Source organism: Mesorhizobium jarvisii (assembly GCF_003601985.1).
GTDB lineage: Bacteria > Pseudomonadota > Alphaproteobacteria > Rhizobiales > Rhizobiaceae > Mesorhizobium > Mesorhizobium jarvisii.
The window spans coordinates 204,934-231,046 of record NZ_QZXA01000010.1 but is presented as its reverse complement, the minus strand read 5'-3'; the positions used below and the strand labels follow the sequence as shown (position 1 = coordinate 231,046).

Genomic DNA, 26,113 nt, shown 5'->3' with positions numbered 1-26,113 from the left:
GTGTCTGACATTTTGCGCAAGATCGAGGCCTACAAGCGCGACGAGATCGCCGCCGCCAAGGCACTGAAACCGCTGGCCGAGATCAAGGCGCGGGCGAAGGACGCCGACGCACCACGCGGCTTTCTTGCAGCACTCGAGGCGAAGCGCGGATCGGGTCGCTTCGCCCTGATCGCCGAAATCAAGAAGGCGAGCCCTTCCAAAGGGCTGATTCGTGCCGATTTCGATCCGCCGGCACTGGCGCAGGCCTATGAGAAGGGCGGCGCCGCCTGTCTTTCGGTGTTGACCGATGCACCGTCCTTCCAGGGCGCGCCGGAATTCCTCACCAAGGCGCGGGCAGCCGTCTCCCTGCCCGCGCTGCGCAAGGATTTCCTGTTCGATCCCTACCAGGTCTATGAGGCGCGCGCCTGGGGCGCGGATGCCATCCTGATCATCATGGCCAGCGTCGACGATGCCTTGGCGAGCGAATTGGAAGCGGCCGCATTTGAACTCGGCATGGATGCGCTGATCGAGGTGCATGATGAAGCCGAGACGATGCGCGCGCTAAAGCTGTCGTCGCGGCTGATCGGCATAAACAACCGCAATCTGAGAACATTCGAGACCAGCCTCGAAACCTCCGAGCGGCTGGCAACGATGGTGCCGGCCGACCGCTTGCTGGTCAGTGAGAGCGGTATCTTCACACATGACGATTGCCTCAGGCTGCAGAAGAAGGACATCGGCACCTTCCTTGTCGGCGAGAGCCTGATGCGGCAACAGGACGTCACCGCCGCCACCCGCCTTCTGCTGACGGGCAAGGCGCTGGATGCATCGGCCCGAAAATCGGAATCGATTTTCGGAGAGCACGATGCATAGATTCAAAGTGATAGAGCGTACTTTGTGCGTCCGAATGGACGCACGTCGCTCTATGGCCGTCTGACGATGACATCGGCCCTCACCCATCTCGGCGCGCAAGGCGAGGCCAATATGGTCGATGTCGGCGACAAGGAAGAGACGACGCGCACGGCGATCGCCGAAGGGTTCGTCTCGATGCAGCCCGAGACGCTGAAGACCATCCTCGCCGGCAACGCCAAGAAGGGCGATGTGCTCGGCACCGCCCGCATCGCCGGCATCATGGCGGCGAAGAAGACGCATGAGCTGATTCCACTCTGCCATCCACTGCTCTTGACCAAGGTTTCCGTCGACATCGAGCCCGATCACGCGCTGCCCGGCCTGAAAGTCACCGCGCTGGCGCGTGTCACCGGCAAGACCGGCGTCGAGATGGAAGCGCTGACCGCCGCATCGGTCGCCTGCCTGACCATCTACGACATGGCAAAGGCCGTGGACCGCGCCATGGTCATTTCCGGCATCAAGCTGGTGGAAAAGACCGGCGGCAAGTCCGGCGACTACAAGGCTGGCGCCTGATGGCGCTGGTTCCGGTGGCCGAGGCGCTTGAGCGCCTGCTGGATGGTGCAGCCCCCCTGGCCAGCGAAAGCGTTTCTCTGTTCGACGCGGTCGATCGGGTGCTGGCGGAACAGGTCGCGGCACTTCGCACTCAGCCGCCCTTCAACGCTTCGGCCATGGATGGTTACGCGGTGCGCGCGGCCGAAGTGGCGTCCCTGCCATCGAAACTTTCGGTGATCGGCATGGCACCGGCCGGGCGCGGTTTTGAGGGCACCGTCGGCGAGCGCCAGGCCGTGCGTATCTTCACCGGTGCGCCGCTGCCTGAAGGTGCCGACACCATCGTCATCCAGGAAAACGTGAGGGATCTCGGCGGCGGTGAGATCGAAGTGATCGAGCCCACTGCGGAATGGCGCAACATACGCCGCATCGGCCTCGACTTTTCCAAGGGCGACGTCCTGCTGGAAAAAGGTCGTTTGCTCGATGCGGCGGCACTCTCGCTGGCGGCATCGGCCAACCATCCCAAAGTGAGTGTGGTAAGGCGGCCGCTGGTCGCCATCATCGCCACAGGCGACGAGCTGCTGCCGCCCGGCAGCGATCTCGGGCCGGACCAGATCATCTCGTCCAACGCCTATGGCGTCGCCGCTGCCGCGCAATCGGTCGGCGCCCGCGCGCTCGATCTCGGCATTGCCGCCGACCGCAAGGATGCCATCGCAGCGTTGGTCAAAAAGGCGGTCGCGGCCGGTGCGGATGTCATCGTCACGCTTGGCGGCGCCTCGGTTGGCGACCATGACCTGATCCATGACGTGCTGACCGGCGAAGGCATGACGCTCGGATTCTGGAAGATCGCCATGCGCCCCGGCAAGCCGCTGATGTTCGGACGCCTCGGCGACATCAGGTGCATCGGCCTGCCCGGCAATCCGGTGGCAAGCCTGGTCTGCTCGCAATTGTTCCTCAAGCCGCTTCTGGCGAGGCTAGGCGGCCGTGATCATCGTCAGGACATCCGTTCGGCCCGACTGGGCGCCGCAATGCCGGCCAATGACCTGCGCCAAGACTATGTGCGGTCGGTGGTCAGGGAGGATGATGGCGGGCTGGTGGCGACGCCGTTCAGCATCCAGGACTCGTCCATGCTGAGGATGCTGGCCGACGCCAATGGACTGATCGTGCGGGCGCCATTTGCCCCTGCATCCGCTGCCGGGGATTCTTGCAGCGTGCTGATGCTGCGCTGAAGGATTATCCCATAATTCACTGATAACAGGACAAAAACGATCTCACCTATTCCGAGATCAAGGTTCGCGTCAGCGCATGCGCCGGATCGGCGAGGCCATCGACAATGTCGTAATGATGCCGGTCGGGCTCGACCACGCAGCTGGTGGCGGCGCCAAGACCGGTCCAGATATTGGCCAGCAGCGCATTCTGGCGCAGGAACTCGGAACGCTCGCCACCGCCGGCCCAGCAGGTGATGCGTGTGCCATCCAAGGGCCGCAACAGGGCGGGGCTCTCGGCCTGCGCTTCGGCTTCGTCGATTGCCAAAGCGCCATTCATGCCGGTGCGCATGAGCGGACGAAGGTCGTGCAGGCCCGAGATCGAAACGACATGGCGGATGCGCCTTGCCACATCGGCCGCCAGAGGCGTCGATGTGGTCACCATGCGGCTGGCGAGATGTCCGCCGGCCGAATGTCCGGTCAGCATCAACGGTCCGTCGACCATTGCCGCCACTTTTTCGATCGCCGCGCCGACTTCACGGACGATGCCCGCGATGCGTATGTCCGGGCACTGCGTGTAGGACGGCATCGCCACGGCAAAGCCGCTGCTGACCGCGCCCTTGGCCAGATGCGACCAGTCGCTCTTGTCGGACTCCAGCCAATAACCGCCATGGATGAACACGATCAGCCCCTGGGGCGCGGCCTCGGGAAGGAAAAGATCGAAGCGATTTCGCGGCCGCTCGCCATAGGCGATGTCCAGCCGTGCCCGGCCTTCTGCCGCCAGCGCGTCCCGGAAGGCTTGCGCCGGTTCCGCCCACGCGGCCGGCCAACGGTCGCTGCCGGCGATGTTCGCGCCATTGGCGTAGGCGTTGTTCCAATCGGCAATGCGATGTCTAGGCATCGGCACCCTCCCCCAAAAACGCATGCGTTTGACGCTAGCAATGGCCGCCACCATGCCATGCGTCAATGCTTCAGGGCAAAAACATTTTAGGCTTGAAACAAATTTCGACTGGTGCGATCCTGCCCCGAGAACAGTCGACAATGGGAGGTCCGCTGTGCTGTCCAAACCTGCGAATGTCCAACCTTCCGGTGGCGTCGCCGAACAGGTGTAACTGGCGACACAAGGCCTCTCGCGAAAGACGGGAACTTCAGATCCACGACCTCGGACAGATGCTTCGCGCACTGGCCAGGCAGCAAATGGGGTGGCGGCGACATGCTTGGGCCTTCAGCGCATATCGACACGTTCACGCGCGAACATCTGCCGCCGCCGGATCAGTGGCCGGACTTCCTGCTCGACGGCTTCGACTATCCCGAACGCCTTAACGCCGGCGTCGAATTGACCGACAGGCTGGTCGAGAAGGGTCTTGGCGATCACACCGCCCTGATCGGCAATGGCCGCCGCCGCACCTACAAGGAACTGTCTGACTGGACGAACAGGCTGGCCCACGCGCTGGTCGAAAATTATGGCGTCAAGCCGGGCAACCGGGTGCTGATCCGTTCCGCCAACAACCCCGCAATGGTTGCTTGCTGGCTGGCCGCCACCAAGGTCGGCGCGGTGGTCGTCAACACCATGCCGATGCTGCGCGCCGGCGAACTTACCAAGATCGTCGACAAGGCGGAGATCACCACCGCGCTTTGCGACACCAGGCTGATGGACGAGATGACCGCCTGCGCCAAGGACAGCGCCTTCCTGAAGCAGGTGATCGGTTTCGACGGCACCGCCAACCACGATGCCGAGCTCGACCGCGCCGCGCTCGACAAGCCGGTCACCTTCACCGCCGTCAACACCGGCCGCGACGATGTCGCCCTGCTCGGCTTCACTTCCGGCACGACGGGCGTGCCGAAGGCCACGATGCACTTCCACCGCGATCTCCTGATCATCGCTGATGCCTATGCGCGCGAAATCCTCCAGGTCACGCCGGACGACATCTTTGTCGGCTCGCCGCCGCTCGCCTTCACCTTCGGCCTTGGCGGCCTTGCCATCTTCCCTCTGCGCTTTGGAGCGGCGGCGACGCTGCTGGAACAGGCGACGCCGCCCAACATGATCCACATCATCGAGACCTACAAAGCGACCATTTCGTTCACGGCGCCTACCGCCTACCGCGCCATGCTGAAGGCCATGGATGAAGGTGCCGATTTGTCATCGCTGCGTGTCGCCGTATCGGCCGGCGAGACCTTGCCGGCTCCGGTCTTCGAGGAATGGACCGAGAAGACCGGCAAGCCGATCCTCGACGGCATCGGCGCCACCGAAATGCTGCACATCTTCATCTCCAACCGTTTTGGCGACATGAAGCCTGCATCCACCGGCAAGCCGGTGGGCGGCTATGAAGCGCGTATCGTCGACGACGCGATGCAAGAGGTGCCACGCGGCGAGACCGGACGGCTGGCGGTGCGCGGACCAACCGGCTGCCGCTACATGGCCGACGACAGGCAGAAGGAGTATGTGCGCGAGGGCTGGAACCTCACCGGCGACACCTTTTCCCAGGACGAGGACGGTTTCTTCCACTTCGCCGCGCGTACCGACGATATGATCGTCAGCGCCGGCTACAATATCGCCGGACCAGAGGTCGAAGCGGCACTGCTGTCGCATCCCGATGTCGCCGAATGCGCGGTCATAGGCGCCGATGACGGCGAACGCGGTCAGATCGTCGAGGCGCATGTCGTGCTGGTGCAAGGCGTGGCGCCCGATGCGTTGACCGTCAAGCGCCTGCAGGACCACGTCAAGGCAACGATAGCGCCCTACAAATATCCGCGCTCGGTCAAATTCATCGCCGCCCTGCCCAAGACCCAGACCGGCAAGATCCAGCGCTTCCGGCTGCGTACGGAGAAAACCAATTGAGCGAGCCCTACGATCCGGCCTCCGAAGGCGCGCAGATGTCGTTCAAGGAGCGCATGTCCTACAGCGACTATCTGCATCTGGAAAAAGTGCTCGACGCACAGACGCCGCTGTCGTCGGCGCATGACGAGATGCTGTTCATCATCCAGCACCAGACCTCGGAGCTCTGGATGAAACTTGCTTTGCACGAGATTGGCGCCGCCATACGCTCCATTCGCGCCGACCGCCTCGAGCCGAGCTTCAAGATGCTGTCGCGCGTCGCCCGGATTTTCGAGCAGTTGAACAACGCCTGGGACGTGCTGCGCACGATGACTCCAAGCGAATACACCGAGTTCCGCGACGCGCTCGGCCAATCCTCTGGCTTCCAGTCCTGGCAATACCGCGCCATCGAGTTCATGGCTGGCAACCGCAACCTAGCAATGCTCGGACCTCACAAGCACCGGCCGGACCTCACCGGCAAGCTGGAGGCCATCCTGGCCGAGCCATCGCTTTACGACGAAGCGCTGCTGCTTCTGGCGCGCAACGGGTTCGACATCGGCGCCGATGCCAAGCGCACCGACTGGCGTGAGACCCGCACCGAGAACGAAGAGGTCATGGTCGCCTGGCAGACCGTCTACCGCGATCCACAGCGCTACTGGATGTTCTATGAGCTGGCCGAGAAGCTGGTCGATTTCGAGGACTATTTCCGCCGCTGGCGCTTCAACCATGTCACCACGGTCGAGCGCATCATCGGCCTGAAGCGCGGCACCGGCGGCACCTCAGGTGCGTCCTATCTCAAGAAGATGCTCGAGGTCGTGCTGTTTCCGGAACTGTGGACGGTCCGCACGCGGCTCTGAGGTCTCAAGTCACCGCCGTCTTGACCGCGAAACGCGCTTCCTGCCAGGCGCCGGTGCGCAGGATGTCCTCGAGCACCTCAACCGCCTGCCAGACGTCCTTGTAGCCGACATAGAGCGGCGTGAAGCCGAAGCGGATGGTCGACGGCGCGCGGAAATCGCCGATCACACCGCGCTCGATCAAGGCCCGCATCACCTGGTAGCCATGCGGGTGGAGGAACGACACCTGGCTGCCGCGCGCATTGCCGTCGCGCGGACCTTCGAGTTCGAGGCCGTAGGCGCCGCATCTGGCTTCGACGAGCTGGATGAACAGGTCGGTGAGCGCGATGCTCTTCTTGCGCACCGCCGCCATGTCGACATCGTCCCAGATATCGAGCGCCCCTTTCAGCGCCCGCATCGACAGCACCGGCTGCGTGCCGCACAGGAACCGGCGGATGCCGCTGCCGGCCGCATAACTTTGTTCAAAAGCGAAGGGCCGTGCATGGCCCCACCAACCGCTCAGCGGCTGATGGACGTCGTCGTGGTGGCGCTTCGCTGCATAGATGAACGCCGGCGCACCCGGACCGCCATTGAGATATTTGTAGGTGCAGCCGATGGCGAAATCGGCGTTCGCAGCATCGAGTTCGACCGGCAACGCGCCGGCCGTATGGCAGAGATCCCAGACGATCAGCGCACCGACCTGATGGGCCTTGCACGTCAGCGCGGCCATGTCGCGCAATTGTCCGGTTTTGTAATTGACGTGGTTGACCAGGATGACCGCGACGCGCTCATCGATCAGCTCCTCGATGGTGGGCGCGTCGACGCCTTCGAGCCGCAGCACCGTGCCCGGCCGCGTCGAGGCCACGCCTTCGGCCATGTAGAGATCGGTCGGGAAACTGTCGCCCTCAGCGACGATGACCGAGCGGTTCGGCCGAATGCCAAGGGCTGCATGCAGCACCTTGTAGATGTTGATCGAGGTCGTGTCGCAGACCACCGTCTGGCCGGCCTCGGCGCCGATCAGACGTCCGAGTTGGTCGCCGAGCGCGACCGGCATGTCGAACCAGCCCGCGGTGTTCCAGGCGCGGATGAGATCCTGCGCCCATTCCTGCGTCGCCGCCTTTTGCAGCTCGTTGAAGACGGCGGGCGCCGCGGCACCCAGCGAGTTGCCGTCGAGGTAGATAACACCTTCCGGCAAAATGAAGCGGTCGCGCATGGCACGCAGCGGATCCGCCGCATCCATGGCTTCGACTGCGGCGAGATCGATCGTTGCACGCATGATGTGTGACATTCCCTGGTTATTCACGGATCGCTTCGCGCGCGGGCGCTGGTCCCCGACTGCGCTTGAGGCTCGGCAGAGCAAGCATGGCGAGCACGAACAGGCCCGTGGCAAGTTTCAGGTCGGGAGGCGGCATGCCGGCGGCAAGGCAGAACGACACCAGCTGGTAGTAGATGATCGCGCCGGCAAAGGGCGCCAGCAGCTGGCGCGAGACCGTCTGCTTGCCAACGACTGCCTCGCCGATCATCAGCGCGGCCAGGCCGTTGATGAGGATGCCCAGCCCCATATTGACGTCGGCAAATCCCTGCGACTGCACCATCAACGCGCCGCTCGAGGCCGAAAACGCGCTTGCCAGCCCGACACCGCCTATGGTCGCCGCCCAGACATTGATGCCCTGCGCCTCGGCCATGTCGGGATTGGCGCCGACGGCGCGCACGGCGGTCCCCTTCTCGGTTCTGAAGAACATGTAGAGCGCCGCAAAGGCGATGAGCGCGAGAAGGCCGGCGACGACGATCTTGCTGGCCGGAAAACCCGGCCGCGCGAACGGAACCCAATCGAACACGGTGGGCGAGCCGAAAACCGAAAGGTTGGACTTGCCCATGATGCGCAGGTTGATGCTGTAGAGCATCGTCATCATCAGGATGCCCGCCAGCAGCGTGTGGATGCGGAAGCGCAGATGGATGAAGGCGGTGCAGCAACCCGCCGCGAAGCCCGCCGCGAACGCGACGACGATGCAGGTCAGCGGCGATACCCCGGCAGCCAGCAGCACGCCGCAGACGCAGCCGCCCAGCGGAAAGGCGCCTTCGCTAGTGAGATCGGGAAAGTTCAGCATGCGGAACGGGATCATGATGCCTAGCACGACAAAGGCCAGGATCAGGCTCTGCGCCAGGGTCACCGGCATGATCGCGACAAAGCTCGTCAGAACGTCCTGAATAAAGCCCATGGTGGTCAGCTCGCCAGCAACATGCGGTCGGTCTTGATGGAAAAATGGCCGATCAGATCGATAACCGTGACCCTCGCCTTCTCCTCGCCGGTGACCTCCAGCAGGACCCGGCCCGCGTCGAGCATGATCACCCGGCTGCCATAGTCGACGGCGTGCTGCATGTTGTGGGTCACCATCAGCGTGGTCAGCTTCAGCGCGTTGACGGCACGCACCGTCGCCTGCATGACGATCTCGGCCGTGCGCGGGTCAAGTGCCGCGGTATGCTCGTCGAGCAGCAGCAGGTCCGGCGATCCGCCGACTGCCATGATCAGCGACAGCGACTGCCGCTGCCCGCCCGAGAGCAGGTCGACACGGGTGTCGAGACGATTTTCGAGGCCGAGCCCCAATATCGACAGGCGCTCCTTGTAGGACGCGAGCCGCGTGGCGTTCAGCCCTTGCCGCAGCGTGCGTTTTTGGCTGCGCAGATCGGCCAGCAGCATGTTCTCCGCCACGGTCATGCTGGCGGCGGTGCCGCGCATCGGATCCTGGAAGACGCGCGCCAATCGTGTGGCGCGCTTGTGCACCGGCATGGCTGTCACGTCGGCGCCGTTGATCAGGATCTTGCCGGAATCCAGGCCGAGGGCTCCGGAAATAGCGTTGAGCATGCTGCTCTTACCGGCCCCGTTGGAGCCGATGACGATGCCGAACTCGCCGGTGGCCAATGACAGGCTGAGGCCGTCGAGCGCGACCTTCTCGTCGGCCTGCCCCTTGTAGAATACTTTGCGCGCGGATCGGATATCGAGCATCGTTCCTCCCTGGCCGGAAGGGCGACGGCGCCAACGCCATCGCCCCTTGCAGCCCGATATCAGTCGACGATGCAGCCGCAATCGGCCATCGAAGCCGGTATCTCGATGCCGAACGCGGCCATCGCCTTGCGGGAAATCGTTGCCATGTGATCCTTGTAGGCCGGGCGCGACGGCGCGATCGTCTTGGGATCCTTGCCCTTGAGGATTTCGGCGGCGATGTTGCCGGCGTTCATGCCGACCTGCGTGTAATTGAGCGCGAAGCTCGCCGGCACGGTGCCGTTGCGGACCGCGCTGTCATCAGAGTTGACGACCGGGATACCGGCCTGGCGGGCGGCCGCGGAGACAGCGGCGATCGCCGGCTGGATCAGGTTCGAGGCCGGACCGTAGATCACGTCGACCTTGCCGGCGAGCGAAGCGATGCGCTGCTGGATGTCATTGACGTTGTCGACACCGACTTCGACGACCTCAAAGCCGGCGGCGGGTGCCGCCGCCTTGATCTTTTCGATCAGGGCAACGTCATTGGCCTCGCCTGGATTGTAAGGCACGCCAAAACGCTTGGCGTTCGGCAGCAGTTTCTTGGTGAAGGCCATCACCGCGGCGACATCCTGCAGATCGCTGGCGCCGGTCATGCCTTCGTCTCCGGCGTCCCACGACGGCACCAGCTTGGCCGCCACCGGATCGGTGACCGCGGCAAAGACGATCGGAATGCCGGAACCGGCGAGCGCCTTCTTGGCGATCTGCGAGACCGGCGTGGTGATGGTGTAGATCAGCTTGGGCTGCTCCGCCTGCAGCTTGGCGATCATCTGCGGCACCAGCGATGCATCGAAATTGGTATGGCTTTCGGTGTAGACGACGTCCTTGCCCTCGACAAAACCGTTGTCCGTCAATGCCTTCTTGAAGCCCGCTATGGCGGCGTTGAGCTGCGGATGCTCGCCGAAATTGGCGATGCCGATGCGTATCTGATCGGCCGCGGCGCTGCCTGCGCTGACCATTAATGCGCCTGCCAGGGCCAATCCCGACAGCCAAGCGGACTTCGACTTCAACATCATTTCCTCCCAGATTTGATCAGCGCCGCCCACAGGACGGCAACTGCGGCGATCATGGTCAGTCGCCCGCCGTGTGTCAAACATTATATATAATTCTTGCCATACCTCCGCTTCATATATAATTTTCGCAAGCCGATGACGGACGGATGGCGATGCAGGATCAGAACAATTCCACGAAGACCGAGGCGGCCTATCAGCTGCTGCGGCGCGATATCCTGACCACCCGCCTCATGCCGGGCGCGCCGCTCAAGCTGAGCGCGCTGCGCGGCACATACGGCGTCGGATGGACGCCGCTGCGTGAAGCCTTGTCCCGACTTGAAGCCGAGCGTCTGGTCACCGCCATCAGCAATCGCGGCTTTGCCGTCGCTCCCGTGTCGCGCGCCGAGCTCGAGGACCTGGCGCGCGCAAGGATGGTTGTCGAAATGCCGCTGTTCCTGGAATCGATCGCGAACGGCGGCAGGGAATGGGAGGACGCGGTTGTCACCGCTCATTACCGGCTCTCCCGCTGCAAGACCGCGGTCGAAGACCCTTCCGATGCGGCCGTCGACAAATGGGACGAGAGCCACGAGGCCTTCCATGCGGCGTTGCTGAGCGCGGCGACGTCGAACTGGCTGTTGCGCTTTCGCTCGACGATCGCCGATCAGCTGTGTCGGCATCATCGGTTTCTCGGCCTGGCGCCGACATTGCGGGCGGCGGCCGGCCTCAAGGACGGCTATGGCGAGGCTATGGACGCGCTGCGCGAAGCGATCGCCATCGAGCATCACACCGCAATCATGGAAGCGGCGCTCGATCGCGACGTCGAGCGGGCAAAGGCGCTGATGACGGCGCATATCGGCTACACGCTGCATGTCTATGTCCACAGCGAAGACAACGGCGCCAACACCTACACCGCGCGCGCCGGCAGCCTGAAAGCGGTTTCCGGATGACGTCGCCGCGGCGTCCAGATCGACGCGGCCGTGGCCGGCCTGAACCCGCGATCGTTGGCATTTTGATTTCGTTTCGTTCCGCCGGAAATGGATCGATACACCGTACAAATCCGCTCTGTGGACGCCTCTCAAACGCCTGATGCCAAACCGCATCCAGGGGTAGGCCACAGGCCATTAACCAAAATGATTTCAATGAACCTGCGGGGAGCGGAAGCGGTCGAGCGCGGCCCGCTGCCGGGGCCAAATAATTTCAGACGCGTTAACAAATTCATTAAACTTTAAACAGTTGCGGAACACAACTGGAACAGATAGTGTTTGTTCTGGGTTTGTTTTTCGATTCTGATTCACACCCGTCGTTCAATGCCTTGGGGGCCGCCATGCTGACACGCAAGCAACATGAACTGCTGATGTTCATTCATGAACGGCTCAAGGAAAGCGGCATTCCGCCTTCCTTCGACGAAATGAAGGAAGCGCTCGATCTTGCCTCCAAGTCAGGCATTCATCGCCTGATCACGGCACTGGAGGAACGCGGCTTCATTCGCCGGCTGCCCAACCGGGCGCGGGCGCTGGAAGTGCTGCGGCTGCCGGATTCGATCGCACCCGGCCTCAACGCGGCAAAGAAATTCTCGCCAAGCGTCATCCAGGGCAGCCTCGGCCAGGGTGGTCTTGGCCGCCAGATCAAGCCGGCGGCATCGCGCTTGCCCGCGGCCGGCAATAATGACGATGCGGTTTCCGCCGTGTCGATCCCGGTGATGGGTCGCATCGCCGCTGGTGTGCCGATCGATGCCATCCAGCATCAGACACATTCGATCTCGGTACCGCCGGACATGATCATGGGTGGCGAGCATTATGCACTTGAGGTCAAGGGCGACTCGATGATCGACGCCGGCATCTTCGACGGCGACACGGTCATCATCCGCAACGCCGACACGGCGAGCCCGGGCGAGATCGTCGTGGCGTTGGTCGACGAGGAGGAAGCAACCCTGAAACGGTTCCGCCGCAAGGGCGCCTCGATCGCCCTTGAAGCCGCCAACCCGGCCTACGAGACGCGCATTTTCGGGCCAGACAGGGTCAAGGTGCAAGGCAAGCTTGTCGGGTTGATCCGGCGTTACTGAGCAGGAACGGCAGGCTTTTCGGGTTTTTGATAGGGCGGCAGCCCCCTCGCCTCGCGCGAAAATTTTCGCTGCTCGTGCCAGGGCCGATATGGCCCGTCCACCGCGAAGCCGATGATTGGCGGACCTGTCGCCGATTGGCGGTCGAAGAAGACGGCGGCACTGCCCTTGCGGGCAAGTTGCCGTTTGGTGACGACAAGAACCAGCGGATTGTGGCAGGAATCATAGCCTGTCGCGTCATTGACGACGATCAAATCGGCGAAGCCGCAAGCCTTCCAGGTGTCCTTGCGGTCTTCGACATGCGCGATGATCGCCCCTGACGGGTGCCGGGCAAGACAGACGCCATCCGTGCAATAAAACGGCGCTCCCGGCGGCAGATTGGCGGCATCGGCAATGTCGAATTGCCAGTCCGCCTTGTCGAACATCTCCGGCACGACGATGGTTTCGGACACCAGCGCGCGTTTCCAATTGTCGACGGTGAACTCGTTCGGGCGAGCCCGGCTGACCGCGAGTTCTCCACCGCCGATCGGCAGCGCCACCAAACGCGCATCTTCGGAAATCAGCACATCCGGGGCGCGCGTATCCGATACTGTCAGCAGGCCGGCAAGCGCGAATGGCACTGCCGCGAGCCGCAGCCAGGTCGTCGCCATCGTCGCGATGACCAGGGCGATGGTCACCAGCAGCACGGATTGCTGCGAAATCAGCCCGACCGCATCGACCGGGGAGCGCTCCGATATCCACGCCGATATGGCGATCATTGCGGTCAGGCCCTTGCCCATCACGTAAAGGAAGGGACCGTCGGCACCAAAGGGCATCGCAAGCGAACTGAGAACAGCGAAAGGCATGACAATCAGTGACACGATCGGCATGACGGCCAGATTGGCGAACAGGCTGAGCGGCGACACACGCTGGAAATGCCAGATGGCAAACAGCGCCGTGGCGCAGCCGGCGATGATGGATGTCATCGCCAACCCACCCGTCGCCAGCAGGAATTTTCGCGTGAGAAAACCCGGCAGGGATCGCTTTGGCGGTGGCGGTCTTGCCTTTCCCGCATGGTGATCCGCCCAGCCGGCATAAGCGCCGACCAGCGCCGCGGTCGCGGCGAACGACATCTGGAAGCTTGGGCCGACTACCTCATGCGGCGACACCACAATGACGGCGATCGCCGAGATCGCAAGATTGCGCATGGTCAGCGCCGCGCGATCGAACAGCACGGCAATCAGCATCACCGCCAGCATGATGAAGCTGCGTTCGGCCGCGACGACGACGCCGGAAATGACGAGATAGGCGGCGATCGAGAAAAGGGCCGCGGCGGCCGCATATTTCTTCACCGGCCGACGCGCGGAAAAGTCCGGAAACAGCGCGAAGGCGCCGCGCAGCAGCCCCATGATGGTACCGGCGACGAGCGCCATATGCAGTCCGGAAATGGAGATGATGTGATAGATGCCGGTGCGTCGCATCGCCTCGTTGATTTCATCGGGAATGCCGGCCCGCACGCCGACGATCAGCGCCGCCGCGATCTCACCCTCGGCACCGCCAACCGTGGCCCTGATGTGGTCGGCAATGGCTTCACGGGCATTTTCTATCCCCGAGAAAAGGCGGGCCGTGAGCGGCACCTCGTCGTCTGTGGCTGAGACAAGCTTTGGGTTGCCGAGAAAGAATCCGCTGCCGCCAATGCCGGCAAAATAGCTGTCGAAGGAGAAATCGTAACTGTCCGGCCGCACCGGACCGGTCGGCGGCAACAGTTTAGCATAGCCGGTGACCAGGGAGCCGGCGGTCATTTCCGCCGGGATATCTCGCGCCGAAAGCCTGACCCTTTCCGGCGCATAGCGCAGTTTCGGCCGGGCGGTCGACGTCACGTCGATGGTCAGCCGGATGCGGCCGGTCTCCATCCGGTCGAGCGAAACGACACGGCCGGTGACTTGCGTCGAGATTTCCGAACCCAGCATCTGGGTGCCCGCCCGCCATGTCTCGACCTTGGCGACAAGCAGGCCAAGCGCGCACAACAATGCCGCCGTGAAGCCCAGATGGGTTTTGGGCCAGGAGCGCGAAACAAGCGCACAGACCGCCATCAGCACGACGACCGCGACAGGCTTTGCAAAATCAGGCTCCGTCGCGAGCGAATAATAGCCGATCGCTCCAGCGGCCAGACAAACCGGCACCAGCAGGAAGGCGATGCCCCGGTCAAGCTCGAGCTCCGCTGCCGTCGCCGCACTATGGCGTAGGCGAGGCCAGGAAACCCGGGCGAGTCGCCGCCGGACACGCACAATCCGGCCTGAAGCAGGCGGCGGAAGTGTCGCCGGCATATCCGCCTGCGGCGGCTGGCTGCCGGGTGCAGGCATAAGGGGCGATGGCAGTGGGTTCGCAAGGGGAGATGCAAACAACGACCGTTCGCTGACGCCAACACCAGCGTCCTCGCCCTGATCCGAGCCCCAGCCTCGTCCAGCCATCGGGTCCTGCCCCTTGCACGCCTGACGCCCTATGCTACATGAACGCGCGACGCGCGAAAGTCCGCGCGGCCGCACCCCGCTTCAGATGGTTTCCGAGAGTTTCATGTCCGACAAGGTCGTCACCCGTTTTGCCCCCTCGCCCACCGGCTATCTGCACATCGGCGGCGCGCGCACGGCTCTGTTCAACTGGCTCTATGCCAAACACACCGGCGGCACGATGCTGCTGCGCATCGAGGACACCGATCGCGAGCGTTCGACCGCGGCCGCGACAGCTGCCATCCTCGACGGCCTCTCCTGGCTCGGCTTGACCTGGGACGGCGACGCGGTCTCGCAGTTCGAGCGCGCGCCGCGCCACCGCGAGGTCGCGGAGGAACTCGTGCGTCTGGGCAAGGCCTATTACAGCTACGAGACGCCGGCCGAGCTGGAGGCGATGCGCGAGGCAGCACGGGCTAAGGGCCTGCCGCCGCGCTACAACGGCCAGTGGCGCGACCGCGCCCCCTCTGAGGCGCCTGCGGGCGTCAAGGGCGCCATCCGCATCAAGGCGCCGACCGAAGGCGAGACGATCGTCCATGACCGCGTCCAGGGCGAGGTGCGCTTCCCCAACAAGGATCTCGACGATTTCATCATCCTGCGTTCGGACGGCAACCCAACCTACATGCATGCCGTCGTCGTCGACGACCACGACATGGGTGTCACCCACATCATCCGCGGCGACGACCACCTGACCAATGCGGCCCGCCAGACCGTGATCTACAACGCCATGGGCTGGGACGTGCCGTCTATGTCGCACATCCCGCTGATCCATGGCGCCGACGGCGCCAAGCTGTCGAAGCGCCATGGCGCGCTCGGCGTCGAAGCCTATCGGGCCATGGGCTACCTGCCGGAGGCACTGCTCAACTACCTGGCGCGCCTGGGCTGGAGTCATGGCGATGACGAGATCATGTCGATCAAGGACATGATCTCCTGGTTCGATATCGGCGACGTCAACAAGGGCGCTGCCCGCTTCGATTTTGCCAAGCTGGAAGCGATCAACGGCGCGCATATGCGGCGCATGGCCGACGCGAAGCTGTTGGACATCTTCATCGCCACTCTGCCCTATCTCGAGGGTGGCCCGGCGATGGCCGCGCGCCTCAACGAACACAACAAGGCGCAGTTGCTGGCGGCCCTTCCGGGCCTGAAGGAGCGCGCCAAGACGCTGGTCGAGCTCGTCGATGGCGCGGCCTATCTGTTCGCCACGCGACCGCTGCCGGTCGACGAGAAGGCGGCCCTCCTGCTCAACGACGACGCCCGCAAGATCCTGCGCGGCGCTCACGAAGCTTTGAATGCGTTTTCCGGCGACTGGACTGCAGCCGCGGCGGAAGCCGTGATCCGCGACTATGCGCTGGCCGGTGGCCACAAGCTTGGCGCCGTGGCCCAACCGTTGCGGGCCGCGCTGACCGGCAAAAGCACCTCGCCTGGCGTGTTCGACGTGCTTGCCGTGCTTGGGCGCGAGGAAAGCCTGGCGCGCATAGCGGATCAAATCGATTAGGAGCAAACTGGCCCAAGAAGATTGGCATTGAAAGGCGCGTTTCGCAGTGCAACATTAGGCCTTGGCCCAATCTGGCACGCACCTCCTAAAATGCGGTGGCGAATACGCGCATTGCGGTGATTTCGACGTGTCGCTCTGCAGAATTTGCCTTTGCCGGCATGAGGAAACAACAAGGAGTTTGCAATGACCGAAGCTGCGAAAAAACTGGATGTGGGCGGCGCGAACCAAGAGGCTACTGCAACGCTTCAATTCGCCGGCAAGACCCATGAATTCAAGGTGCGAAGCGGCTCCGTCGGACCCGACGTCATCGACATCGCCTCGCTCTACAGCACGACCGGCGCCTTCACCTACGACCCCGGCTTCACTTCGACGGCAAGCTGTGAGTCCGAGATCACCTTCATCGACGGCGACGCCGGTATTCTCCTCCACCGCGGCTATCCGATCGACCAGCTGGCCGAACACGGCGACTTCCTCGAAGTCTGCTATCTCCTGCTCTACGGCGAACTGCCGACCAAGGCGCAGAAGGACGATTTCGACTACCGCGTGACGCGCCACACCATGGTGCACGAGCAGATGTCGCGCTTCTTCACCGGCTTCCGCCGCGACGCGCACCCGATGGCGGTGATGTGCGGCGTGGTGGGCGCGCTGTCGGCCTTCTATCACGACTCCACCGACATCTCCGACCCCTACCAGCGCATGGTGGCGTCGATGCGCCTGATCGCCAAGATGCCGACGATCGCGGCCATGGCCTACAAGTACCACATCGGCCAGCCCTTCATTTACCCGAAGAACGATCTCGGTTTCGCGGCAAACTTCCTGCATATGTGCTTTGCGGTGCCATGCGAGGAGTACAAGATCAACCCGGTGCTGGCGCGCGCCATGGAGCGCATCTTCATCCTGCACGCCGATCACGAGCAGAATGCCTCCACCTCGACGGTTCGCCTCGCCGGCTCGTCGGGCGCCAACCCGTTCGCCTGCATCGCCGCCGGCATCGCTTGCCTGTGGGGCCCGGCCCATGGCGGCGCCAATGAAGCGGCGCTCAACATGCTGGGCGAGATCGGCCATGTCGATCACATCCCGGAATTCATCGCCCGCGCCAAGGACAAAAACGACCCGTTCCGGCTGATGGGCTTTGGTCACCGCGTTTACAAGAACTACGATCCTCGCGCGAAAATCATGCAGAAAACGGCGCACGAGGTGCTGGGCGAACTCGGCATCAAGGACGATCCGCTGCTCGACATCGCGATGGAACTGGAAAAGATCGCGCTGACCGACCCCTATTTCATCGAGAAGAAGCTCTACCCGAATGTCGATTTCTATTCCGGCATCACGCTGAAGGCGCTGGGCTTCCCCACCACCATGTTCACCGTGCTGTTTGCGGTCGCACGCACCGTCGGCTGGATCGCGCAGTGGAAGGAGATGATCGAGGATCCGCGCCAGAAGATCGGCCGCCCGCGCCAGCTCTACACCGGTGCGCCGGAGCGCGACTACGTGCCGATCGCCAAGCGCTGACCGAAGCTGCCGATTAAAAAAAGGCGCCTCTCAGGGCGCCTTTTTTATATGGCGCAGCACAACGCCCGCCGCGATCTCGCCCGACGGCTTGTCCGTCGCCATGCGCAGCGCAATCTCCGCAAAGCCGTCCTTCTGCCAGGCGCGCATGCCGCTGTCGGCAAACAACGCTTCCAGTTGGCGAGCCAGATTGTTCGGCTTGACGTACTCGTTGTAGAACTCCGGGATGAGCGCGCGATCCGAGATGAGATTGGGCAGCAGCGCCGACCAGACCGAAACAAGATACGGCGCAACGGCACGGGCGACCGGATCGAGCCTGTAGGACGACACCATCGGCACACCAGCCAAAGCCAGTTCCAGCGACACGGTCCCCGATGCGATCAGCGCGGCATCGGCCTTGCCGAAAGCCTGCCATTTGCGTTGCGGATCAACGATGATTTCGGGTTTTTCGTCCCAACGATTGACCGAGGATTTGACGAGATCGGCGACATGCGGAACCGTCGGCAGCAGCAGTCGCAGCCGATGCCCGCGCGCGCGCAGCATCGACACGGTGTCGCCGAATGGTTCGATCAGTCGCCGTACCTCGCCGCGCCGCGAGCCCGGCAGGACGAGCAATGTCTTGATCCGGTCCTGGGCAAGATCGCGCGGCAAGGCCTGCGCCTTCTGGGCGGCAAGCACGCCCGCATCATGCGTCAGGCGATGCCCGACATAGGTGCCCGGCGGGCCGCCCAGCCGGTCGAGTTCCTTCACCTCGAACGGCAGGATGCAGAGGATATGGTCGACATAGGGCTTCATCGCCACCGCCCTGCCCGGCCGCCAGGCCCAGACGCTCGGGCAGACATAATGGATGATCGGTATCGACGGATTGGCTGCCCGCACCTTCCTGGCGACGCGCAAGGAAAAGTCCGGACTGTCGATGGTGACCAGGCAGTCCGGCTTTTCTTCGGCAATGGTTTTGGCCAGTTGGCCGATCCGCCTGATGAGGCGCGGCAGGTCGCGCAGGACGGCGCTGAAACCCATCAGCGCGATCTCACCGGCATCGAAGGGCGACACCAGGCCCAATTCGCCGAGATGCCGGCCGCCGAGGCCGACGAGCCGCACCTCGCGACCTGTTATCTGGCGGAGCGAACGCACGATGTCGGCGCCGAGCAGATCACCCGATTCCTCGCCGGCGACGATCGCGACCTTCAACGGCCTGTCAGCCATGTGCAGGCTCCGCTGCGGCCAGGCCGACGATGAACAGACCAAGTTCATTGGCGCGCGACAGGGTTGCGGGGCCTTCGAGGATCAGTGAGCGCCCCGCTTCGACGGCAATGCCGGCAAGCCCGGCCGCATGTGCCGCTTCGACCGTCTGCGGCCCGATGGATGGAAGGTCCGCGCGCAGTTCCTGGCCAGGCTTGGCACATTTGACCAGGACACCGCGGGTCTTGCCGGCGATGCGGCCGTGGCCACGCAGCAGTTTGGCGCGGTCGAGCAATCCGGCCGTACCCTCGATGCCCTCGAGCGCAATGGCCCGGCCGCCGACCGCGATCGCCGCCTGGCCGATATCCAGCGCCCCGATGGCCTTCGCCGCGGCAAAGCCTGCCTCGATGTCGCGCCAATCCGATTTCTGCGGCACCGCTTTGGTCAAGACCCCTTCGGCGGCGACCAGGCTCGGCACGATTTCGTGGGCGCCCATGACCTTTATCCCTCGGGCCTCGAGACCGCGCGCCACCACCTTCAACAGGCCATCGTCGCCACGCGCCAGCGCCATGACGACAATTGGTATCACCGCCAGCAGGCTAAGGCTTGGGCGCAGATGCGTCAGCCTTGGCCGGCGCTTGATCTCGCCGGCAAGCACCAGATGGGTAATCCGGTGGCGTTTGAGCAAAGGAATAAGCGAGCCGATCGCCTCCAGGGCAAGGGTCTCATGCTCGTACCGGCACAATTCCGGCAGACGGTCGGCTTCGCCCTCCATGAGGACGATGAAGGGCGGATAACCTTGCCCGGCCGAGCCCGCCGCGACTTCGACCGGAAGACTGCCGCCGCCTGCGATGATGCCGACCCTGGCATCTGGCGGGAGATCAAGACCGGCGGAAGCGGCCTCAGTCTTCATCGTCGGTATAGTCGCCATCGCTGCCTTTTAGCGATGGCACTGCATAGTGCCGCTTGCCGCGACTGCTGATGAAGTCGACGATCTTCATGGCGGTCGGCGAAGAGGCGAACTCGGCCTTGGCGAATTCGATGTTCTCGCCAACGGTGCGAGAGCGGTCGAAAATCGTCCTGTAGGCTTTGCGCAACAGATAGATTTCGGAACGCGGCAGACCGGCGCGCTTGAGGCCGATGATGTTCAAACCGCGCAAGCTGGCGCGGTTGCCGACGGCAATGGCATAGGGAATGACGTCACCAACGAAGGCCGAGCACCCGCCAAGAAAGGCATTGTCGCCGACACGCACGAATTGATGAACGGCACTGAGGCCGCCTATATAGACGTTGTCGCCAATCTCGCAGTGGCCGCCCAGCGTCGCGCCATTGGCGAAGGTGGCGTTCTTGCCGACAACGCAATCATGGGCGATGTGGGCGTAGGCAAGGAAATTGCCATTGTCGCCCACTGTCGTTTCGCCGCGGCTGGTGTCGGTCCCGACATGCATCGTGACGCCTTCCCGGATGGTGCAGTTGGCGCCGATGACCAGCGTCGTGCGGCCGCCCTTGTGTTTGGTGTTCTGCGGCGGTGCGCCCAATGTCGCCATCGGATAGACCTTGGTCGAGGCGCCGATGGTGGTCGCGCCCATGACGGAGACATGGCTGACCAGTTCGACACCATCGCCGATCACGGCATCGGCGCTGATATGGCAGAACGGCCCTATGCGCACACCCTGACCGATTTGAGCGCCCTCTTCCATGACGGAGGAAGGATGGATTGAAGTCTTGATTTTCATAAGCACTCGATCGTCAGTCGCCGGTGACCATCATGGCTGAAATCTCGGCCTCGGCCGCCTTGGTGCCATCGACCAGGGCTTCGCAGGCGAATTTGAGCAGGTTGCCGCGCTTCTTGATTTTCTTGACGTGAATCTTCAACTGGTCGCCGGGAACGACCGGTTTGCGGAATTTGGCATTGTCGATGGTCAGGAAATAGACCAGCGACGGCTTCGACGCCCCAAGGCTGCGGATGCAGATGGCGCCTGCCGTCTGCGCCATGGCCTCGACGATCAGCACGCCCGGCATCACCGGCTGCTCCGGGAAATGCCCCTGAAAATGCGGCTCGTTGATGGTGACGTTCTTGATGCCTACGGCGGAATCGTCGCCATCGATGTCGACGATGCGGTCGATCATCAGGAAGGGATAGCGGTGCGGCAGGAGCTTCATCAGCCCCAGTATGTCGACCGCTTCCAGCGTCGTCGCCGCCACCATATCAGCCATTGTCCTTGCCCTGCTTGCGTGCCCTGGCCATCGTGCGCAACATGGCTATCTCCCGCATGGCTTCCGCCATCGGCTGTGCCGGATAACCGCCCCAGATCTCGCCGGCGGGAACATTGCTCATAAATCCACTTCTGGCGGCAAGCTTGGCTCCTGAGCCGATGGTCAAGTGATCCGCGAGCCCGACGCCGCCGCCCATCGTAACGTTGTCACCCACGACCACGGAACCGGAAATACCTGAAAGCCCGGCCACTATGCAATTGCGGCCGATGCGGACGTTATGGGCGATCTGCACGAGATTGTCGATCTTGGTGCCCTGACCGATGATCGTATCGGACATGGCGCCGCGATCGACGGTGGAATTGGAACCGATCTCGACATCGTCCTGGATGACGACCCGTCCGATCTGGGGAACGCGTTCTGGACCCTTGGCACCGCCGACAAAGCCGAAGCCGTCCTGGCCGATCCTGGCGCCGCCGTGGATGATGACCCGATTGCCGATCAGCGCATACTGGATGCTGGCGCCCGGGCCGACATAGCCGTCACGGCCGATCTGGCAGGATTGTCCAATAACCGCGTTTGGCGCGATGACGGTGCCCTTGCCGATCGAGACGCCTGGCCCGATGACCACACCTGCCTCGATAATGGCGCCGGCTTCGATATGCGCGGTCGGATCGATATGGGCATGCGGTGAAATACCGGTCTCACTGGTCATTGGACCCGGCGTGGCAGCTGTCGGAAACAGCAGTCGGCCGACCAGGGCGAATGCCTGTTGCGGACGCGGATGGACCAAAACGGCGACGCTGGACGGCGCCTTGTTGGCGAATTCCGCCGGACACAGCACCGCGGCTGCCCGCAATGACGGCATCAGCGCGGAATTGCGCCTGCCGTCGACGAAGACGAGCGCATTGGCACCGCCTTCGTGGGCCGGCGCCAGCGCCTCGATCGAAACGTCGGATTGGCCGGAATCGACAAGCACCGAGCCGGTCAGATTCGCGACTTCGGCCGCCGTATACCGGCGTGATGGCGCGAAGAACACCGGATCGGTCATTCCAGAAGCTATATCCAGCTAGGTCGGAACATTTCTCCCGGATCCAAAAAATCCAGGAACATCGTTTGCCGCCGATCAGAAGCGGGTCGATATGCCGAAGTTGAATTCCTGCACGTCGTCGCTCGCTTCCTTCCTGACCGGGATCGCATAGTCGATACGGATCGGACCGAACGGCGAGGCCCACATCAGGCCGATACCGACCGAAGCGCGCAATTTCATGCCGGTCGAGTCCTGATTGACCAGTGACTGATTGGCGATCTTGTTGCCATAGAGCGTCGCCGCGTCGGCGAACACCGCGCCGCGCAGGCCGAAGCTTTCGGGAACGACTGGCAGCGGGAACTGGGCTTCGGCCGAAGCGTTGAAATACGTCGTGCCACCCAGATGGTCGCCACTGGTGCCCTCAGCCACCGGACCGATACCACCGTAAGCAAAACCGCGGATCATGCGATCCGTGCTCTGGAAGTGATCGAAGATGCGCAGATCGCCGTCGTTGCCGTATCCCTCGACATGCCCCGCGCCACCCGAAATGAGCCCGACAAGGTCAAGCTGTTCGGACAGCGTCTGATAGATGCTGCCGCGCCCGGTAATCTTCACGAACTTGGCATCGCCGCCAAGACCCGCGACCTCGACGGTCGTGTTGGCATAGATGCCTTCATGCGGGTTCTTCATGTCGTCGATGGTGTTATAGACCAAACCCAGGCTGACCGACGACTTGATCCAGGGGCTTTCTGCGATGCCATCCAAGATGGCCTGAGAAATGTTGCAGGTGCCGCCGGGAGGATTCGGAAGGTCGGTAGGGCCGCAACTGTCGTCGACCTTATACTTCTCCTGAGAGATATTATACGCCAGTTGTGTCGTGATGCTGTTGGTGATCGGCAACCCGAAGCGCACCGTCGCACCGGTGGTGTCGCTGTCGTAGTTGTTGTTGTATTGCCTCGTCGACTTGTAGATGTCGAAACCGGCGGCAATGCGTCGACCGAGGAAATACGGCTCGGTGAACGATACGGCGTAGTCGCGTGAATTTTTGCCGCCGCCCGCCGACAGCTTGATGAACTGGCCTCGGCCGAGGAAGTTGCGCTCGGTGATCGAGCCTTCGACGGACGGGCCTGCCGTGTCACCGCCGGTCGAATAGCCGGCGCCAACGGAGAATTCACCCGTCGATTTCTCGACCACGTCGACCACAAGCACCACCTGATCGGGCTGCGAGCCGGGCACACTCGAGATTTCGACTTTGTCAAAATAATTCAGGTCTTCCAGGCGCTTCTTCGCGCGTTGGATGAGCACCTGGTTGAACGCATCGCCTTCGCTGACATCGAATTCGCGGCGGATGACATAGTCACGCGTACGGTCGTTGCCGCGGATCTCGATGCGTTCGATATAGGCCTTGGTGCCCTGGTCGACCGTATAGACCACCGAAATCGTATGGTTCTCGAAATTGCGGTCGCCGCGCGGCGTCACCTGCGCGAAGGCATAGCCTGAACCGGCCACCTTCTCGGTGAGAGCGATGATGGAGTCCTCGACATCCTTGGCGTTGTAGACATCGCCCTTGTGGGTCTCGACCACCGATTCCAGCGACTTGGAGTCGACTTCCGGGATCGTGCTTTCGACGCTGATATCGCCGAAATTATAGCGCTCGCCTTCCTGGACGGTGATGGTGACCGTGTATTTGTTCGTCGCATTGTCGAGTTCGCCGACGGCCGACACGACCTGGAAATCGGCGTAGCCGTGATTGTAGTAGAAGCGGCGCAGCAGCTCCTGGTCGGCACGCAGCTTGTCCTCGTCATAGACGTCGTCGCGCAGGATGAACGACACCCAGGATGAGCGTTTGGTGTTGATCACGTCCGACAAACGACGGCTCGAATAGGCACTGTTGCCGACGAAATTGATCGCCGCGATCTGCGTGCGGTCGCCTTCGGTGATGTGGAACACCACGTTCACGCGGTTGTCGCCGAGTTCCATGATCTGCGTGGTCACGCCGGCATCATCGCGGCCGATGCGCCTGTAGGCGGCCTTCACGGCCTCGACGTCGGAATCGAGCGTCGCTTGCGAGAATGTGCCGCGCGGCTTCAGCTGAACCGCCGCCTCAAGCGCATTGTCCTTGAGCTTCTTGTTGCCCTGGAACAGCACCTGGTTGACGACCTTGTACTCGGCAACCTTGACCACCAGCGTCGAGCCGACCTGATTGATCTGGACGTCCGAGAACAGGCCAGTGCCGAACAGCGCCTTGACGGCCGCATCCACATCGGAACTGGAGAAGGCCTTGCCCGGCTTAATGGTGATGTAATTGCGGATGGTATCGGCGTCGACACGCTGGTTGCCGCTCACCTCCACCCTGCTGACGACAGCGGCTTCAGCCGCCGATGTGGCAACGAATTGTACTGCGAGCGCACCTGGCACGACCAGAGCGGCGGACAGTGCCGCCGCTGACGCGGCGCTCAGAAACTTGGATGCTGCCTTCATCGGGCTTAATAACCTTTTCTCGTAGTCCCCACGGCGAGAAAACCGGACGTGCGGTAATTTCCCCTACCGTATTAACCGGATTTTCCCTACACGCAAGGCTTCTGGTTAATTTGTATTTACTTAACCCTGGTGCGTGGCTTTCGCGTCACTCATATCCCCGTGCATGGTAAACGGCGTCTCAACATCGACCATGCCAAAGCCAAATTTCTTCATGATTTCAGCATCCAAACAGATCGTTCCAGAACACGAAACCCATGAAGCACAAGACCAGGAGCAGACCGGCCCGATAGGCCATTTCCATCATCCGTTCCGACACCGGCCGGCGAATGACGGCCTCCACCCCGTAGAACAACAGATGGCCGCCGTCGAGGGGGGGAATCGGCAAAAGGTTTAGAAAACCTATGCCAATAGAGAGCAGTGCGACGAGCTGCACGAGCCATTCGAAACCGAGTTTCGCCGCCTTGCCGGCCATGTCCGCGATCTTGACGGGACCGCCCAACTGGCACTTGTCCTCGCGCCCGACGGCGAAACGCTGCAAGAACTGGCCGGTGCGCTCGATGACGTGGCCTGTTTCCTCAACTGCCGCCGCAACCGCCCCGACCGGGGTGTAGGTGATGAGACGCGGCTGACCGAGTTCCTTGTTGTTGACGACGCCGATCACCGCGACCTTGACCTTGTTGCCGAGCGCGTCTTGCTGCTCCATCAACTGCGGCGTCGCGGTCACCGTGACTTCCTTGCCGTCGCGCAGCATGACAAAGGTGATGGTATCGCCGGCGCGGCCCGAGACCAGCCGCTGCACATCGCCAAAGGTTTCGACCTTGCTGCCGTCAACACTGACGAATCGATCGCCAGGCTGGATGCCGGCCTTTGCCGCCGGACTGTCCGCTGTGACTTCCGCCACCATGGGCTCTGCGACATAACGCCCATAGGAGGCAAACAGCACGGAAAAGACGACGATCGCCAGCAGGAAATTGAACAGGGGCCCGGCCACCACGGTCGCCGCTCGCTTCCAGATGGCCTGTGTGTGGAAGGCAACCTTGCGCTCCTCGTCGGTCAGCGTTTCGAGATCTTCCGGGGTGGGCTGGCTGGAGGTGGCGTTCATGTCGCCGACAAATTTGACATAGCCGCCAAGTGGAATGGCGCAAAGCTTCCAGCGCGTGCCATGCCGGTCGTTGAAGCCGATGAGTTCGGGACCGAAGCCGATCGAGAAGGCCTTGACCCCGATGCCGCACCAGCGGCCGACGAGGTAGTGGCCCATCTCGTGGACGAACACGACCACGGTCAGCACGAAGAGAAACGGCACGAGCGTGCCGAGAAAAAAGCCTTCGGTGCTGAAAATCGCGTGAAGAATCCCGTTCAACTCATGCCCTCAAATTCTTCCGCTGTCGCGGTGACTGTGACATC

The 26,113-nt window shown here is 62.8% G+C and carries 22 protein-coding genes; 9 read left to right on the top strand and 13 right to left on the bottom strand.

From position 1 onward, the window contains the following. The 3 genes from trpC (at position 1) to D3242_RS25190 (ending at position 2,603) form a co-directional block, all read left to right on the top strand. Entirely contained in the window at positions 1-849 is an 849-nt protein-coding gene (gene trpC, locus D3242_RS25200; RefSeq protein WP_038646851.1) for an indole-3-glycerol phosphate synthase TrpC, read from the top strand. A gap of 66 nt (positions 850-915) precedes the next feature. Beyond that, complete coding sequence (moaC, locus tag D3242_RS25195; protein WP_019858175.1) at positions 916-1,398, top strand: cyclic pyranopterin monophosphate synthase MoaC; 483 nt, start codon at positions 916-918, stop codon at positions 1,396-1,398. Then, positions 1,398-2,603: a molybdopterin molybdotransferase MoeA gene (locus D3242_RS25190; protein WP_064985493.1), complete on the top strand. Its 1,206-nt coding sequence runs from the start codon at positions 1,398-1,400 to the stop codon at positions 2,601-2,603. The genes moaC and D3242_RS25190 overlap by 1 nt, the downstream gene beginning before the upstream one ends. Positions 2,604-2,649: 46 nt before the next feature. Here D3242_RS25190 and D3242_RS25185 read toward each other — a convergent pair whose 3' ends face one another. After that, a complete protein-coding gene (locus tag D3242_RS25185; RefSeq protein ID WP_064985495.1) occupies positions 2,650-3,480 on the bottom strand; it encodes an alpha/beta hydrolase in 831 nt (276 codons plus the stop codon). 312 nt (positions 3,481-3,792) lie between these two features. On the opposite strand from D3242_RS25185, the gene D3242_RS25180 reads away from it, so the two are divergent. After that, positions 3,793-5,418 (top strand): AMP-binding protein, encoded by a 1,626-nt coding sequence (locus D3242_RS25180; RefSeq protein WP_064985496.1) that lies wholly within the window; start codon positions 3,793-3,795, stop codon positions 5,416-5,418. Next, the gene (gene kynA / locus D3242_RS25175) at positions 5,415-6,251 is read left to right on the top strand and encodes a tryptophan 2,3-dioxygenase (RefSeq protein ID WP_019858179.1); all 837 of its coding nucleotides are present in this window, start codon (positions 5,415-5,417) and stop codon (positions 6,249-6,251) included. Before D3242_RS25180 ends, kynA begins: the two co-directional genes overlap by 4 nt. 4 nt (positions 6,252-6,255) lie before the next feature. Here the strand turns inward: kynA and kynU are convergent, their stop codons facing one another. From kynU to D3242_RS25155, 4 genes are read right to left on the bottom strand one after another with little or no spacing between them, the layout of a single operon-like run. Then, entirely contained in the window at positions 6,256-7,503 is a 1,248-nt protein-coding gene (kynU, locus tag D3242_RS25170; protein ID WP_027046847.1) for a kynureninase, read from the bottom strand. 19 nt (positions 7,504-7,522) lie between these two features. Next, entirely contained in the window at positions 7,523-8,446 is a 924-nt protein-coding gene (locus tag D3242_RS25165; RefSeq protein WP_064985498.1) for an ABC transporter permease, read from the bottom strand. 5 nt (positions 8,447-8,451) lie between these two features. Beyond that, complete coding sequence (locus tag D3242_RS25160; protein WP_064985500.1) at positions 8,452-9,231, bottom strand: ABC transporter ATP-binding protein; 780 nt, start codon at positions 9,229-9,231, stop codon at positions 8,452-8,454. Between the two features lie 59 nt (positions 9,232-9,290). Beyond that, a complete protein-coding gene (locus D3242_RS25155; protein ID WP_064985722.1) occupies positions 9,291-10,277 on the bottom strand; it encodes an ABC transporter substrate-binding protein in 987 nt (328 codons plus the stop codon). Positions 10,278-10,429: 152 nt separating this feature from the next. Here D3242_RS25155 and D3242_RS25150 point away from each other — a divergent pair, with 152 nt between their 5' ends. Together D3242_RS25150 and lexA are read left to right on the top strand one after the other, a co-directional pair. After that, on the top strand, positions 10,430-11,203 hold the full coding sequence (locus D3242_RS25150; protein WP_038652715.1) for a GntR family transcriptional regulator: 774 nt from the start codon (positions 10,430-10,432) through the stop codon (positions 11,201-11,203). Positions 11,204-11,580: 377 nt separating this feature from the next. Beyond that, entirely contained in the window at positions 11,581-12,318 is a 738-nt protein-coding gene (gene lexA / locus D3242_RS25145; RefSeq protein WP_020628877.1) for a transcriptional repressor LexA, read from the top strand. On the opposite strand, the gene D3242_RS25140 is transcribed toward lexA, so the two are convergent. Then, positions 12,312-14,765: a ComEC/Rec2 family competence protein gene (locus tag D3242_RS25140; protein WP_064985501.1), complete on the bottom strand. Its 2,454-nt coding sequence runs from the start codon at positions 14,763-14,765 to the stop codon at positions 12,312-12,314. The two genes, lexA and D3242_RS25140, sit on opposite strands and share 7 nt — an antisense overlap. Before the next feature lie 103 nt (positions 14,766-14,868). Between D3242_RS25140 and gltX the strand changes: the two genes are divergently transcribed. Both gltX and gltA read left to right on the top strand, forming a co-directional pair. Beyond that, a complete protein-coding gene (gene gltX, locus D3242_RS25135; RefSeq protein WP_064985725.1) occupies positions 14,869-16,293 on the top strand; it encodes a glutamate--tRNA ligase in 1,425 nt (474 codons plus the stop codon). Between the two features lie 183 nt (positions 16,294-16,476). Next, complete coding sequence (gene gltA / locus D3242_RS25130) at positions 16,477-17,805, top strand: citrate synthase (RefSeq protein WP_019858188.1); 1,329 nt, start codon at positions 16,477-16,479, stop codon at positions 17,803-17,805. A gap of 30 nt (positions 17,806-17,835) precedes the next feature. On the opposite strand, the gene lpxB is transcribed toward gltA, so the two are convergent. From lpxB to rseP, 7 genes are all read right to left on the bottom strand, one after another. Next, a complete protein-coding gene (lpxB, locus tag D3242_RS25125) occupies positions 17,836-19,008 on the bottom strand; it encodes a lipid-A-disaccharide synthase (protein ID WP_064985503.1) in 1,173 nt (390 codons plus the stop codon). Next, entirely contained in the window at positions 19,001-19,915 is a 915-nt protein-coding gene (locus D3242_RS25120; RefSeq protein WP_064985505.1) for an LpxI family protein, read from the bottom strand. Before D3242_RS25120 ends, lpxB begins: the two co-directional genes overlap by 8 nt. Next, entirely contained in the window at positions 19,887-20,720 is an 834-nt protein-coding gene (gene lpxA / locus D3242_RS25115; RefSeq protein WP_064985507.1) for an acyl-ACP--UDP-N-acetylglucosamine O-acyltransferase, read from the bottom strand. Before lpxA ends, D3242_RS25120 begins: the two co-directional genes overlap by 29 nt. A 13-nt stretch (positions 20,721-20,733) precedes the next feature. Beyond that, complete coding sequence (gene fabZ / locus D3242_RS25110; protein ID WP_020628878.1) at positions 20,734-21,201, bottom strand: 3-hydroxyacyl-ACP dehydratase FabZ; 468 nt, start codon at positions 21,199-21,201, stop codon at positions 20,734-20,736. Then, the gene (gene lpxD / locus D3242_RS25105) at positions 21,194-22,249 is read right to left on the bottom strand and encodes a UDP-3-O-(3-hydroxymyristoyl)glucosamine N-acyltransferase (RefSeq protein WP_019858194.1); all 1,056 of its coding nucleotides are present in this window, start codon (positions 22,247-22,249) and stop codon (positions 21,194-21,196) included. Before lpxD ends, fabZ begins: the two co-directional genes overlap by 8 nt. Before the next feature lie 75 nt (positions 22,250-22,324). Continuing rightward, on the bottom strand, positions 22,325-24,709 hold the full coding sequence (gene bamA / locus D3242_RS25100; protein WP_064985509.1) for an outer membrane protein assembly factor BamA: 2,385 nt from the start codon (positions 24,707-24,709) through the stop codon (positions 22,325-22,327). A 217-nt stretch (positions 24,710-24,926) separates the two neighbouring features. Beyond that, complete coding sequence (gene rseP / locus D3242_RS25095; protein ID WP_064985510.1) at positions 24,927-26,069, bottom strand: RIP metalloprotease RseP; 1,143 nt, start codon at positions 26,067-26,069, stop codon at positions 24,927-24,929. Between the last annotated feature and the right edge of the window lie 44 nt (positions 26,070-26,113).